This window comes from Rhodococcus sp. HM1, assembly GCF_023218075.1.
GTDB lineage: Bacteria > Actinomycetota > Actinomycetes > Mycobacteriales > Mycobacteriaceae > Rhodococcus.
The window spans coordinates 114592-129164 of the sequence record NZ_JALPTB010000004.1 but is presented as its reverse complement, the minus strand read 5'-3'; the positions used below and the strand labels follow the sequence as shown (position 1 = coordinate 129164).

At 71.1% G+C, this 14573-nt stretch carries 11 protein-coding genes and 1 pseudogene; 9 read left to right on the top strand and 3 right to left on the bottom strand.

The annotated features are described in order from the left end of the window. Window positions 1–4 precede the first annotated feature (4 nt). Window positions 5–1492 (top strand): amidase, encoded by a 1488-nt coding sequence (locus tag M1M07_RS03895; RefSeq protein WP_248673343.1) that lies wholly within the window; start codon window positions 5–7, stop codon window positions 1490–1492. Window positions 1493–1549: 57 nt separating this feature from the next. Here M1M07_RS03895 and M1M07_RS03890 read toward each other — a convergent pair whose 3' ends face one another. The 3 genes from M1M07_RS03890 to M1M07_RS03880 are packed head-to-tail and all read right to left on the bottom strand — an operon-like array spanning window position 1550 to window position 5162. Next, the gene (locus M1M07_RS03890) at window positions 1550–2797 is read right to left on the bottom strand and encodes a glycosyltransferase family 4 protein (RefSeq protein ID WP_197251311.1); all 1248 of its coding nucleotides are present in this window, start codon (window positions 2795–2797) and stop codon (window positions 1550–1552) included. Next, window positions 2794–4311, bottom strand: a complete 1518-nt coding sequence (locus M1M07_RS03885) for a glycoside hydrolase family 57 protein (protein WP_197251343.1) — start codon at window positions 4309–4311, stop codon at window positions 2794–2796. Before M1M07_RS03885 ends, M1M07_RS03890 begins: the two co-directional genes overlap by 4 nt. 17 nt (window positions 4312–4328) lie before the next feature. Further along, entirely contained in the window at window positions 4329–5162 is an 834-nt protein-coding gene (locus tag M1M07_RS03880; protein WP_248673342.1) for a class I SAM-dependent methyltransferase, read from the bottom strand. 177 nt (window positions 5163–5339) lie between these two features. Here M1M07_RS03880 and M1M07_RS03875 point away from each other — a divergent pair, with 177 nt between their 5' ends. The 8 genes and pseudogenes from M1M07_RS03875 (at window position 5340) to ligA (ending at window position 14547) form a co-directional block, all read left to right on the top strand. Continuing rightward, a complete protein-coding gene (locus M1M07_RS03875; protein WP_197251310.1) occupies window positions 5340–6125 on the top strand; it encodes an electron transfer flavoprotein subunit beta/FixA family protein in 786 nt (261 codons plus the stop codon). A 46-nt stretch (window positions 6126–6171) separates the two neighbouring features. Continuing rightward, entirely contained in the window at window positions 6172–7128 is a 957-nt protein-coding gene (locus M1M07_RS03870; RefSeq protein ID WP_197251309.1) for an electron transfer flavoprotein subunit alpha/FixB family protein, read from the top strand. Window positions 7129–7292: 164 nt separating this feature from the next. Beyond that, complete coding sequence (locus M1M07_RS03865) at window positions 7293–8111, top strand: GNAT family N-acetyltransferase (RefSeq protein ID WP_197251308.1); 819 nt, start codon at window positions 7293–7295, stop codon at window positions 8109–8111. Window positions 8112–8131: 20 nt separating this feature from the next. Further along, window positions 8132–8707: pseudogene (locus M1M07_RS03860) on the top strand (lysophospholipid acyltransferase family protein); the annotation flags it as partial. Between the two features lie 294 nt (window positions 8708–9001). Continuing rightward, window positions 9002–10237, top strand: a complete 1236-nt coding sequence (locus M1M07_RS03855; protein WP_231610205.1) for a cysteine desulfurase family protein — start codon at window positions 9002–9004, stop codon at window positions 10235–10237. Beyond that, window positions 10234–11319 (top strand): tRNA 2-thiouridine(34) synthase MnmA, encoded by a 1086-nt coding sequence (gene mnmA / locus M1M07_RS03850; protein WP_197251306.1) that lies wholly within the window; start codon window positions 10234–10236, stop codon window positions 11317–11319. Before M1M07_RS03855 ends, mnmA begins: the two co-directional genes overlap by 4 nt. After that, window positions 11316–12344, top strand: a complete 1029-nt coding sequence (locus tag M1M07_RS03845) for a methionine synthase (RefSeq protein WP_248673341.1) — start codon at window positions 11316–11318, stop codon at window positions 12342–12344. Before mnmA ends, M1M07_RS03845 begins: the two co-directional genes overlap by 4 nt. Before the next feature lie 76 nt (window positions 12345–12420). Further along, window positions 12421–14547: an NAD-dependent DNA ligase LigA gene (ligA, locus tag M1M07_RS03840; protein WP_308200765.1), complete on the top strand. Its 2127-nt coding sequence runs from the start codon at window positions 12421–12423 to the stop codon at window positions 14545–14547. Window positions 14548–14573 lie beyond the last annotated feature (26 nt).

The following is a 14573-nucleotide window of genomic DNA, read 5'->3' as shown; positions in this document are numbered from 1 at the left end:
CGGGATGGACTACTGCGACTACCGCCGTTACGACGCGGTGGGGTTGGCCGAACTCGTCGCCACCGGTCAGGTCGGCCCCGAGGAGCTGCTCGAGACGGCGATCGCGCGCCTGGACGCGGTCGAACCGGTCCTGAACACGGTGGTGTACCGGCTCGACGAGCGGGCCCGAACCCGCGCCAAGGGCCGGCTCACCGGGCCGTTCGCCGGGGTTCCGTTCCTGGTGAAGGACCTCGCACAGGACGTGGTGGGCACACCGACCGGAAGCGGTAGTCGTGCCCTCGCCGCGCTGCCGGCCGCGCGCAACGCGCTCGTCGTCGACCGCTGGATCGACGCGGGGCTGGTCGTGTTCGGGAAGACGAACACCCCGGAGTTCGGGGCGAAGAACATCACCGAACCGGAGGCGAACGGGCCGACGCGCAATCCGTGGAACCCGGAGCACACGCCCGGCGGATCGTCGGGTGGTTCGGCCGCCGCGGTCGCGGCGGGGGTGGTGCCCGCCGCCGGCGCGAACGACGGCGGCGGGTCCATCCGGATCCCCGCCGCCTGCTGCGGACTCGTCGGGCTCAAACCGGGGCGCGGTGTAGTGCCCAGCGGCCCGGCCGTCGGCGAGTTGCTGCACGGCGCGGTGTCCAACGGGGTCGTCACTCGCACGGTCCGGGACGCGGCGGGGATGCTCGACGTCGTCGCCGGCCCCGACCCGACCGGTCCGTACCTCGGTGCCCGCGCCGAGGAGTCGTATGCGGCGATCGCGAGCCGCCCACCGCGGCAACTGCGCATCGGCTACGCGACCGCCTCGCCGCTCGGCACTCCCGTCGACCGGGAAGCGGTCGCGGCCGTCGACGACGCGATCGCGCTGCTCGACGAGCTCGGGCACCACGTCGAACCCGCCGAGACCGGTATCGACGAGCGGCGCCTCGCGACGGACTTCCTGACGATGTGGTTCGCCTCGCTCGCGCAGGATGTCGACGATGCTCGTCGCCGGACCAATTGCGGCCCGGACGGATTCGAACTCGACACCCGTGTCCTCGCGGCCGTCGGCCGGTCGGTGTCGGCACCGGATTACCTTGCGGCCCTTCAGCGGTGGAACGGTTACACGCAGCAGCTCGTGGCCTTCCACGAGCGCTACGACCTGCTCCTCACACCGACGCTGGCGTCGCCGCCGATCCGCATCGGCGAACTGACCACCCCGCCGATGGTCCGGATTCTGAGCCGGCTGATCGTCGCGGGCCGGCTCGGCCGTCTCGCGCGGCTCGGTGGTCTCCTGGACTCGATCGTCGACGACAACCTGGGTCGGACCCCCTACACGCAGCTGGCGAACATCACCGGGCGCCCGGCGATCTCGGTGCCGCTGTACATGACGCCCGACGGTCTACCGCTCGGGGTGCAGTTCGTCGCGCCGCTCGGTGGGGAAGGCCTGTTGCTCGCGCTCGCAGCGCAATTGGAACAGGCCCGGCCGTGGGCCGACCGGCAGCCGCCGCTCGCCCCGGCCTGACGGCCTCGTGCGCGGTTCCGGTGGCGGGGGCTACCGAAAACGCGCACGAGGCGCGGGTCATCCGCGATCGGGGAGTGGACGTTGCGGGATGCTCGGACGCGCCAGCGGATGCCGCACCCGCCGCTTGGCGCCCGCGTACACCTGGGCCGTCTCCTCGGCGACCTGCCGCCAGTCGAAGTCGTCGGTGAGCCGCGCGCGGGCAGCGCGTGCGCGTTCCTGGGCGGCGTCGGGGTCGTCGAGCAGTTCCCGCACCGCCGAGACGAGCCCGGCCACATCGCCCGGCTGGAACGACAGCCCGGTGACACCGTCGACGACGGCCTCGCCGAGACCCCCGGCGGTGGAGGCGACGAGCGGGGTGCCGGCGGCCGCGGCCTCGAGCGCGATGATCCCGAACGGCTCGTAGCGGCTCGGCAGCACGATCGCGTCGGCCCCGTGCAGCCAGCCGAGCAGTTCGGTGTGGTCGAGGTTGCCGAGGAAGGTCACCGACCGGGCGACCCGGTGGACGCGGGCCTGCTCGCGCAGCCATTCGAACTGAGTGCCTTCACCGGCGACGACGAGTGTCGTCCCCGGATGCGACCGCCGGATCTTCGGCAGCGCCGCGATCGCGTCCTGTACACCCTTCTCGTATTCGAGCCGTCCGACGAACAGCAGCCGCGCCGGACCGGTGCGGGGCTCGCGGTCGCGGTACGACCACGTGGTGACGTCGATGCCGTTGCGGATCACCGAGATCGACGGCAGATCCGGCCCGTACAGCTCCGCGACCTCGTCGCGCATCGAGGCGGAACACGTGATGAGCCAATCGGATTCGTTCGCCAGCCACCACTCGACCGAGTGCACCTGGCGGTTCATCTTCCCGGACAGCCAGCCGCTGTGCCGCCCGGCCTCGGTGGCGTGCAGGGTGGACACGAGCGGCACGTCGAAGTATTCGGCGAGCGCGATCGCGGGGTGCGCGACCAGCCAGTCGTGCGCGTGCACGACGTCGGGCGTCCAGCCCTCGCCGATGCCGCCCTTGCTCAGGCCGACACCCGCACGGACCATCGCGTGACCCATGGCCAGGGTCCAGCCGAGCATGTCCTCGCCGAAGTCGAAGTGCGGCGGGTCCTCGGCGACCGCGACCACCAGGACGCCCTCCGCGATGTGCGTGAGGGTGGGGTGGGTGGACGCGTCGGTTCCGGTGGGACGCCGGGACAGGACGACGACCTCGTGACCGGCCGCGGCGAGTTCGGTGGCCAGGTGGTGGACGTGGCGACCGAGTCCGCCGACGACGACCGGCGGGTACTCCCACGAGACGATGAGAATTCTCATGTCGGCTCTCCGTTCGGCAGTCGACGTGCGTCGAGTGCGGGGAACAGGTTGTCGGCGCGGTTCCAGCCGTCGGCGAGGCGCGCGGCCGCGTCGTGGCGGCCGGCCGCGACGGCGTCGGCGATCTCGCGCAGTGCGTGCGCGTGCTTGTGCGCGCGGTCGCGGGCGTATCCGGCGGCGGTGTCCTTGCTGACCATGAACGCCCAGTCGCTCGAGACCGCCATCAGCGCCTCGCGCAGCATCTGGTCGTGGACGCGGTTGCGCAGCGCGGGCAGACCGGGCGCGGCGGTGGCGCGGTCCTTGTCGAGGGTGTCGAGGGTGGTGCGGACGACCTCGTCGTTGAGTTGCACCAGGTCCTGGACCTGTTCGCCGGCCCAGACCCGCCAGTCCTTGCCGGATCCCCACGACGAGTCGGGGAGTTCGACGGGGGTGCCGACGTAGCCGCGGTCGCGGGCGTCGGCGAGAGTGCCGACCTCGATGCCGGCCTCGGGCAGCGCCCGTAGCAGCCGTTCCAGGAACAGTGGGCCCTCGTACCACCAGTGCCCGAACAGTTCGGTGTCGAACGCGGCGACGACGAGCGCGTCCCGGCCGATCCGGGCCGACTCGCTGCGCAGCCGTCTCCGGATGGTCTCGACGAAGTCGGCGACGTGCTTGTCGACGGTCGCGGATGCGAGATCCGGGTCGTAGGGCGCCTTTTCGTGCGAGGGCACGGTGCGGCCGGTGACCCGGGCGGGCTTGAGTCCGGTGTCGTGGCAGTAGGTGTGGAAGTCCCGGTACGCGGCGTGCCCGGGGTAGCCGGACTTCGGTGACCACACGCGGTAGGAGACCTGCAGATCGCGGCCGAACGCCACGACGTCGGAGTCCCACACCGTGCGGCCCAGGGAGGTGTCGCCGCGCAGGGCGGGTCCGTCGACCATGAAGTGCTCGACGCCGGCGGCGGCGTACCCGGTCTCCATCCCGGGGGTGAAGGCGCACTCGGGTCCCCAGATCCCCCGGGGGGTGTGCTGCCAGCGGGCCTGCGCGTCGTACAGACCTTCCGACAACGAGAACGCGCGCAGGCGCGGATCGAGCAACGGCTGGAAGGGATGGGCCAGCGGACCTCCGAGCAGTTCGATCGCGTCGGCGTCGATCAGTCCGCGGATGACCGCGGAACCGCCGTGGCGCCAACGGGTTTCGAACTGTTCGAGCGCCTCGCCGGCGAGGCGGTGCTCGCGGGCGCCGAGGTCGCGGTACGACTGCTCGGCCATCCCGGCCGCTTCGTGAGCGCGCAACTGCCAGTTGCCGATCCAGTGGTGCATGCCGGTCAGGCAGTGCGGATCGTCCAGTTGGGCGGCGAGCACGGGCGTCACGCCGAGGGTGAGCAGCCGGGTGCGGCCTTCGGCGGCGAGCCGGTGCAGGACGTCGGTGACCGGCAGATACGTTGCGGCCCAGGACTGGTAGAGCCATTCCTCGCCGACGGGCCAACGCCCGTGATTGGCGAGCCACGGCAGGTGCGAGTGCAGCACGAGGGCGAACATGCCCGGTTCGCGGGTGGTCACCGCGCTGGGTCCTTCACCGCGATGGCGACCAGATCCAGGCTCGCGTCGATGTTTTCGGGATCGAGGACGAAGTCGTCCACGGCGACGCCCGCGACGTCGGCGGTCAGATCGGCGGGCCACGGCTCGCCTGCCAGGGCGCGTTCGATCTGCGCGTCGATGAACGAGCCGCCGTGCTTGGCGTCGAGGGCGCGCAGCGCGGGGCCGTGGTGCACGCCGGTCATCAGTTCGACGCGGAAACCGGCCTCTACGAGCAGTTCGGTCAGTTCGGCGGCGTTCAGTTCGCGGGTGTGGAACGGGTTGAGCGGGGTGTCGCGGCCGGGGGAGAAGGTGATCCGGTTCGGGGTGCTCACCAGCAGTTCGCTGCCGGGGACGAGGACGCGGTGGCACTCGCGCAGGAATTGCGCCTGGTCCCAGAGGTGCTCGATGACCTGGAAATTGACGACCACGTCGACCGATTCGTCGTCGAGGGGCAGGTCGGCGAGGTTGCCCTGGCGGATGTCCACGCGCGGGTAGCGGGCGCGCACGTGGGCGACGGCGCTCTCGTCGTAGTCGAGTCCGATGACGCGCCGGGCGACGTCGGCGATCATGTCGGCGCCGTAGCCCTCACCGCAGCCGGCCTCGAGGACGGTTCGTCCGGTGCATCGCGCGAGCAGCTCGCGGTAGACCACCTCATGGCGACGGAACCAGTAGTTCTCCTCGGCAATGCCGGGGACGGTTCGCTCGCCGGTGAGGGGCAGTTGCTGCGCTTCGTCTGCGCGGACGGTGGAGTCGCTCACCGCCCAGAGACTAGACGTATCACTGTTCTCCCTGTTCGGGGTGGTCCACATCACAGGCCTCTCGTTCCCTTCGGGTGGTTATGGTGAACCGGATCTCTTGCCAAGTTACTGGTGGGTAACTTAGCGTGAGGTAATCTAACGCACACCCCGTGCGAAACACGAGTGCTCGGTCCAGGCAGTGCCTCGCCCGATCCCTAAAGCAGCGATACAACAGGAGGTCGACGTAGACCCATGACGAACATCGTCGTTTTGATCAAGCAGGTCCCCGACACGTGGTCCGAGCGCAAGCTCACCGACGGCGACTACACCCTCGACCGCGAGGCCGCGGACGCCGTGCTCGACGAGATCAACGAGCGGGCCGTCGAAGAGGCCCTGCTCATCAAGGAGCGCGACGGGGGCGAGGTCACCGTGCTCACCGCCGGTCCCGACCGGGCGACCGACGCGATCCGCAAGGCGCTGTCCATGGGCGCCGACAAGGCCATCCACCTCAACGACCCGGCCCTCCACGGCTCCGACGCCATCCAGACGGCGTACGCCCTGGCTGCCGCGCTCGGTCAGATCGAGGGTGTCGAGCTCGTCATCGCCGGTAACGAGGCCACCGACGGCCGCGTCGGCGCCGTCCCGGCGATCATCGCCGAATACCTCGGTCTTCCCCACCTGACGCACCTGCGCAAGCTCACCATCGCCGACGGCAAGGCCACCGGCGAGCGCGAGACCGACGAGGGCGTTTTCGGCCTCGAGGCATCCCTCCCGGCCATCGTCTCGGTCACCGAGAAGATCAACGAGCCGCGCTTCCCGTCCTTCAAGGGCATCATGGCCGCGAAGAAGAAGGAAGTTCAGACCCTCACGCTCGCCGACATCGGTCTCGACCCCGAGATCTTCGGCGTCGCCAACGCCGGCTCCACCGTCACCGGTGTCACCCCCAAGCCCGCGCGTACCGCTGGCGAGCGCGTCACCGACGAGGGTGACGGCGGCAGCAAGATCGCTGCGTACCTCGTCGCCCAGAAGATCATCTGATCCGCGCCCACGCGAAACAGCAGACTTACCAAGGGAGAAAGAAGCAATGGCAGAAGTACTCGTGCTCGTCGAGCACGCCGAGGGCGCGCTGAAGAAGGTCAGCATCGAGCTCATCACCGCAGCGCGTGCGCTCGGTGAGCCCGCCGCCGTCGTCACCGGCCCCGCCGGCACCGCCGACAAGCTGCAGGACGCGCTCGCCGCGGCCGGCGCCGCCAAGGTCTACGCCGCCGAGTCCGACGACATCGACGGCTACCTGGTGACCCCGAAGGTCGACGTCCTGGCCTCGCTCGTCGAGTCCGTCGGCCCGGCCGCCGTGCTCACCGCCGCGAGCGTCGAGGGCAAGGAGGTGTCGGGCCGCCTCGCCGCGCGCATCGGCTCCGGCCTCCTCGTCGACGTCATCGAGGTCAAGTCCGACGGCTCCGCCGTCCACTCCATCTTCGGTGGCGCGTTCACCGTCGACGCCAAGGCCAACGGTGAGGTCCCGGTCATCTCCGTCCGCCCGGGTGCCGTCGAGGCGCAGCCGCAGGCCGGTGCCGCCGAGCGCGTCGCCGTCGAGGTTCCGGCTCAGGAAGAGTCCGCCGTCAAGATCACCTCGCGTGAGCCCGTCGTCGGCGGCGACCGCCCCGAGCTCACCGAGGCGTCGATCGTCGTCTCCGGTGGTCGCGGTGTCGGTTCGGCCGAGAAGTTCTCGGTCGTCGAGGAGCTCGCCGACTCGCTCGGTGCCGCCGTCGGTGCCTCGCGTGCCGCCGTCGACTCCGGCTACTACCCGGGCCAGTTCCAGGTCGGCCAGACCGGTAAGACGGTCTCGCCGCAGCTGTACGTCGCGCTCGGCATCTCCGGTGCCATCCAGCACCGCGCCGGCATGCAGACCTCGAAGACCATCGTCGCGGTCAACAAGGACGAAGAGGCCCCGATCTTCGAGATCGCGGACTACGGCGTCGTCGGCGACCTGTTCAACGTCGCGCCGCAGCTGACCGAGGCGATCAAGAAGCACAAGGGCTGATCCTTGTAGCTCCTCGTCGCTCGCGCGCAGCCCCGCTCCGGCATGCCGGAGCGGGGCTGCGGCGTATCGGGTGTCGGGATCGTCGGAAAGGTGTTCACCGCGCGTGCATCCCGGAGTCATCGCGGTGCCGCCGGGCGGCCGCCCCGGCCCGATACACCTGCACCATGACCACACCGTCGGTGCTCGCCCGTCCGCGTCTCGACCCCGCGCCGGTGCTGTCCGGACCGCGCTACTCCCTGTTCGTCTCCGCAGATCCGGAACACTTCGAGGCCGCGCAACGCCTGCGCCGCCGCGTGTTCTCCGCCGAACCCGGATTCCGGCTGCCGGCCGGAGCCGGTGATCTGGACGAGGACCGGTTCGACGCGTTCTGTGATCACCTGCTCGTCCACGACCGTCACACCGGCACCATCGTCGGCTGCTACCGCATGCTGCCGCCCGATGCCGCCCGCGCCGCCGGGGGCTACTACACCGCGACCGAGTTCGACCTGACCGTGCTGGACCCGCACGGGCTCGGCGCGGTCGAGATGGGCCGCGCGTGCGTCGACCCGGCGCACCGCTCCGGGACGGTGCTCACGCTGATGTGGGCGGGCATCCTGCGATACCTGGAACTTACCGGCCACACCTGGGTCTTCGGGTGCGTGTCGGTTCCGATGCGTGCCCACCCCGGCGAGGTTCACGGCGCCAACGTCCTCGCGGTTCGCGACGTCCTTCTCACCCGCCACGCCGCGACGCCCGGGCACCGGGTGCAGCCGCTGCGTCCGGTGCCGGCGACCGACCGGGCCGCCCGCGCCGTGCTGCCCCCGCTGCTGCGCGGATATCTGCGGCTGGGGGCCCGGATCTGCGGCGAACCCGCCCACGACCCGGACTTCGGGGTCGCCGACTTCGTGGCGCTGCTGAACCTCCACGACGCGGACGCGCGCTACCTGGCGAGGCTGCGCAGCGCCGCGGAGCAGGCCGATCGCGTCGCGGCGGTCCCGGCGTGAGCGTCCGGACCCACCCCTGGATGCCCTCCAGTCCGTGCGACACGAGTTGCCTTCCGCGCGACCCGGATCGTGTGAGTCTTCTCACATGCGCGGGGCGGTGGCTGGTCGTGCTCGTCGTCCTGGCCGCGGTGCCGGTCCTCGCCGCAGGACGCCTGCTGCCCGCCGCCGCTCGCGTCGCGTTGGTGCGGGGCTGTGCGCGGGCGTTGCTGCGCTGCGCGGGCGTGCGGCCGACGATCACCGACCTGCGCGACGACGCCGAGACCGGACGCGGGTCGGGCGTCCTCGTCGTCGCTCCGCACGTGTCCTGGATCGACGTTCTGGTGCTCACCGCGATCGCACCGTCCGGATTCGTCGCCCGCGCCGACCTGCTCGGCTGGGGCACGCTCGGGACGCTCGCGCGGCGTATGCGGGTCATCCCCATCGAGCGCGAGAACCTGCGCGAGCTGCCGGAGGTCGTCGCCGGGATCCGCACCCGCCTGCAGGCCGGTGACCGTGTCACGGTGTTCCCGGAGGGCACCACGTGGTGTGGGCGGGCGCACGGCCGCTTCCGGGCTGCGCTGTTCCAGGCCGCCGTCGACGCCGGATGTCCCGTCCAGCCGGTGCGATTGCGCTATCTCGGCCGCGCCGGCGCGGTCGCGACCGCTCCCGCGTTCGTCGGCGACGACACGATCGGTGAGGCGATCCGCCGGATGCTGCGGCACCGGGGCACCGTGGCCGACGTCGTGCTCGCACCCCTCCAGCCGCCCGGCACCGACCGTCGCGCGCTGGCGGCGCGCTGCGAACGTGCGGTACGAGGCGAGCCGGGTGAGATGCCGGTCACGGTTGCGGCTGCGGCCGCGGGCCAGCGAGCGGTCGGGGACCGACCCGGCACCCGCTATCCTGGACCGGTCATGACCTCGCCCACCGCCGGCACATCCGGCTCCCCGAAGACCGTCTACCTCGACCACGCCGCGACCACCCCGATGCTGCCTGCGGCGATCGAGGCGATGACGCAGGTCTTCGCGACGGTCGGCAACGCCTCGTCGCTGCACGGCTCCGGCCGCGCCGCGCGCCGCCGAATCGAGGAGGCCCGCGAGTCCATCGCCGCCGATCTCGGGGCCCGTCCGTCCGAGGTGCTGTTCGTCTCCGGCGGCACCGAGGGCGACAACCTCGCGGTCAAGGGCATCTTCTGGGGCCGCCGGGCGCAGGACCCGCGCCGGAACCGGGTGATCGCGAGCGCGGTCGAACACCATGCCGTGCTCGACGCGGTCGAGTGGCTCGTCGAACACGAGAACGCCGAGGTGACGTGGCTGCCCGTCGACGCGGACGGGCGCGTCGATCCCCAGACGCTGCGGGCCGCACTGTCCGAGCACGCCGACGACACCGCGCTGGTGACGGTCATGTGGGCCAACAACGAGGTCGGCACCGTGATGCCGATCCCCGAACTCGCCGCGGTCGCCGCCGAGTTCGACGTGCCGATGCACAGCGACGCGGTGCAGGCCGTGGCCCACCTGCCCGTCGATTTCGCGGCGAGCGGCCTGTCCGCCATGACGGTCGCGGCGCACAAGTTCGGGGGCCCGCAGGGCACCGGTGCGCTGCTGCTGGGCCGCCAGGTGCCGTGCGTGCCGCTGGCCCACGGCGGCGGGCACGAACGCGACATCCGCTCGGGCACGCAGGACACCGCCTCGATCGTCGGCATGGCCGCGGCGCTGCACGCGGCGGTCACCGACCTCGACGCGACCACTGCCCGACTCGCTGCGCTGCGTGATGCGCTCGTCGCCGGCATCGAGGACGTGATCCCCGAAGCGATCCTCAACGGACCGCGCGGCGCGAACCGTCTGCCCGGCAATGTGCACTTCACTTTCCCCGGCTGCGAAGGGGATTCGCTGTTGATGCTGCTCGACGCGGCGGGAATCGAGTGCTCGACCGGTTCGGCGTGCACGGCCGGTGTCGCCCGGGCCAGCCACGTGCTGATCGCGATGGGAGCCGATCCGCGCATCGCACGCGGTTCGTTGCGATTCTCGTTGGGGCACACCTCGACTCGTGCCGACGTGGACGCGGTGATCGCGGCTCTGCCGCAGGTGGTGGAACGGGCGCGCGCCGCCGGATTGGCGAGCGCTGCCGGTCGTGGAGGTGACGGACGATGAGGATTCTCGCGGCGATGAGCGGCGGTGTGGACTCGGCGGTGGCCGCGGCCCGCGCCGTCGATGCCGGACACGAGGTCGTCGGTGTGCATCTGGCGCTGTCGACGGCGCCCGGCACGCTGCGCACGGGTTCGCGCGGCTGCTGCTCGAAGGAGGACGCCGGTGACGCCCGGCGTGCCGCCGACGTGCTCGGAATCCCTTTCTACGTCTGGGATTTCGCCGATCGCTTCAAGGAAGACGTGATCGACGACTTCGTCGCGTCGTATGCGGCGGGGCAGACCCCGAACCCGTGCCTGCGGTGCAACGAGAAGATCAAGTTCTCGGCGCTCGCGGACCGGGCGGTCGCGCTCGGCTTCGACGCCGTCGCCACCGGCCACTACGCCCAGCTGAACGACGGGGTGCTGCGCCGTGCCGTCGACGCCGACAAGGACCAGTCGTACGTGCTCGCGGTGCTCACCGCCGAGCAGCTCTCGCGGGCGATGTTCCCGGTCGGGGACACCCCCAAGGAGCTGATCCGTGCCGAGGCCGCCGAGCGTGGGCTGGCCGTCGCGAACAAGCCGGACAGCCACGACATCTGCTTCATCCCGTCGGGTGACACCCGTGCGTTCCTCGGTGCCCGCATCGGCGTGCGGCCCGGCAAGGTCGTCGACGCGGACTCCGGAGCGGTGCTCGCCGAACACGAAGGCGTGCACGGATTCACGATCGGCCAGCGCAAGGGGCTCGGCATCGCCGGACCCGGACCGGACGGCCGTCCCCGCTACGTGACCGAGATCGACCCGGACAGCGGCACCGTGAAGGTGGGATCGGCCGAACAGTTGCAGGTGCGCTCGATCACCGCCGAACGTGCGGTGTGGACCTCGGGTGTCGCCCCGGAGGGACCGATCGAGTGCGTCGTGCAGGTCCGCGCCCACGGAGGGATCGCCCCCGCGGTCGCCGAGGCGGTCGGCACCGGCATCGAGATCTCGCTGCGCGAGCCGCTCACGGGTGTCGCCGCAGGTCAGGCCGCCGTGCTCTACCGGCCGGATCCGGCCGGGGACATCGTCGTGGGCAGCGGCACCATCGCCGCCGCGACCGGCGGCCGGTGACCGCGGCCCCGGAAGGTCCCGGACGCTGGGCGGGCATCGGGACCGGAATCGGATCGTGGCCCGGCGTCGACGCGCGTGAATCCGCCGCGGTGATCCTCGGCGAACTCGCCGCGCTCCCGCACCTGGTCGAACTGCCCGCCCGCGGACTCGGGGCGGACATGATCGGCCGGGCGAGCGCGCTGCTGGTGGATCTGCACCTCGACGGCACCACCACCGGCTACCGGCTCACCGGTCGTCGCGGCACGATCGCCGCCCGCGCCGAGGATCTGCTGAACCAGGATCTCGACGCGTTCGAAGAGGCCTGGGAGAACGCGGGTCTCGGCCCCGGCCCCACCGTGAAGGTGCAGTCCGCCGGTCCGCTGACACTCGCCGCGCACACCGAACTGGTCACCGGCCGCCGCGTCCTCACCGATCCCGGTGCGGTACGCGACCTTTCCGAATCGCTGGGGGAGGGCCTGTCCCGGCACGCCGCCGAAGTCACCCGGCGGACCGGAGCCACGGTCGTCGTCCAGCTCGACGAACCGGCCCTGCCGGACGTACTCGCCGGAACCCTCACGGGCAGAACGATTCTCGAGTCCGTTGCCGCGATGCCCGAACCGGAGACCCAGCACGTGCTGGACACGACGATCGAGGCGACGCGGCGGTCGGTCGCCGTGCACTGCTGCGGCGGGACCGTACCGACCGGGCTGCTGCGGGCGAGCGCCGCGGACGCGGTCGCGCTGGATGTCGCCCGGGTGTCGGCCGCCGACCTCGACGGCATCGGCGAGCTCCTCGACTCCGGCACCACCCTGCTGCTCGGCCTGATCCCCACGACCGCGCCGGCCACGCCGCCGACGTGGCGGCAGGTCGCGGCACCGGCGGTGACCTTGATCGACCGGCTCGGCTTCCCCCGAGCGGCCCTGCGCTCGGTCGCGGTGACCCCCGCCTGCGGGCTGGCCGGGGCCGACCCGGAGTGGGCGCGCACCGCGCTGCGCCTGACCCGCGACGTGGCCGCGGCGTTCACCGAGGACCCGGAATCCCTCTGATCGCCCGGGCCGTGCGACCGGGAACTGTCGGCGACCTCGACTAGGCTTGCGGGCTGTGAGTGAATCGACGGACGCTGTGGGTGAAGCGACGAGCGCAGAGGGTGAATCGACGAGCGCAGCCGTCACCGCACCTCCCGAGGCCCGCGAGCGCTGGCAACAGCTCGCCGAGGAAGTGCGCGAGCACCAGTTCCGCTACTACGTGCGCGACGCCCCGATCATCTCCGACGGCGCGTTCGACCAGCTGCTCGGCGAACTGAACGCGCTCGAGGAGCAGTACTCGGAGCTGCGCACGCCGGATTCACCGACCCAGCTCGTCGGCGGCGGCTTCGCGACCGACTTCACCGCCGTCGACCATCTCGAGCGGATGCTCAGCCTCGACAACGTCTTCACCGAGGACGAATTGCGCGGCTGGCTCGCCCGTGTCGAGTCCGAGGCCGGCAGCAACCTGCACTACCTCTGCGAGGTCAAGATCGACGGCGTCGCCCTGAACCTCGTGTACGAGAACGGCAAACTCGTGCGCGCGGCGACCCGCGGCGACGGCCGAACCGGGGAAGAGGTCACGCTCAACGCGCTGACCATCGACGACATCCCGGAACGGATCACGGGCACCGACGATTTCCCGGTCCCGAGCGTGCTCGAGGTGCGCGGCGAGGTGTTCTTCCGCCTCGAGGACTTCCAGGCACTCAACGCGAGCCTCGTCGCGGAAGGCAAGGCGCCGTTCGCGAATCCGCGCAACTCCGCCGCGGGCTCGCTGCGGCAGAAGAACCCCGCGGTCACCGCCAAGCGGCGGCTCGGGATGATCTGCCACGGGTTCGGGCGCCTCGAAGGCTTCGAACCGACCACCCAGTCCGAGGCGTACACCGCGCTCGCGGCGTGGGGTCTGCCGGTCTCCCCGCACACCCTCCGCGTGCAGGGCGCCGACGCGGTCGTCGAGCGGATGAAGTACTGGGGCGAGCACCGGCACGACGTCGAGCACGAGATCGACGGTCTCGTCGTCAAGGTCGACGAGATGTCGCTGCAACGGCGCCTCGGCGCGACCTCCCGCGCGCCCCGCTGGGCGATCGCCTACAAGTACCCGCCCGAAGAGGTCACCACCAAACTCCTCGACATCCGCGTCAGCGTAGGCCGCACCGGCCGCGTCACCCCGTTCGCGTACATGGAACCGGTGACGGTCGCGGGATCGACGGTGTCGCTGGCGACGCTGCACAACGCGTCCGAGGTGGCCCGCAAGGGTGTGCTCATCGGTGACACCGTGGTGCTGCGCAAGGCGGGTGACGTGATTCCGGAAGTGCTCGGTCCGGTCGTCGACCTGCGCGACGGCACCGAGCGCGAATTCGTGATGCCCACCGAATGTCCCGAGTGCGGAACGCCTCTCGCGCCGGCGAAGGAATCCGACGTCGATCTGCGGTGCCCGAATCAGCAGTTCTGTCCGGCGCAGTTGCGCGAACGCGTCTTCCATGTGGCCGGGCGCGGCGCGTTCGACATCGAGGCGCTCGGCTACGAGGCGTCGACGGCTCTGATCAACTCCGGTGCGATCGGCAACGAGGGCGATCTGTTCGCGCTCACCGCCGAGGACCTGATGACCACGTCGATCTTCCGTACCACCAAGGGCGCACTGTCGAAGAACGGTGAGCGGCTGCTGGAGAATCTCGAACGCGCGAAGGACAAGCCGCTGTGGCGCGTCCTCGTCGCACTGTCCATCCGGCACGTCGGACCCACCGCGGCGCGGGCGCTGGCCACCGAATTCGGCAGCCTCGAACGGATCCGGAACGCGTCGGTGGAAGAACTCGCTGCCGTCGAGGGGGTCGGACCGACCATCGCCGCGTCGGTCGACGAGTGGTTCAAGGTGGACTGGCACCGCGAGATCGTCGACAAGTGGGCGGCCGCCGGTGTCCGCATGGAGGACGAACGCGACCATTCGATCGAGCGGACTCTCGAGGGACTGTCGATCGTCGTCACCGGCAGCCTCGAAGGGTTCTCCCGTGACCAGGCGAAGGAGGCCATCCTGCTGCGGGGCGGGAAGGCCGCCGGCTCGGTGTCGAAGAAGACCGCCTTCGTCGTGATCGGCGACGCCCCCGGATCGAAGGCCGACAAGGCTGCCGAGCTGGGCGTTCCGATCCTCGACGAGGCCGGGTTCCGGAAACTGCTCGAGTTCGGTCCGGACGCGGTGACGGGCACGGGCGAGGACACCGACGACGACTGAGTGTGGTGAGGATCGCGTTCCGGCGT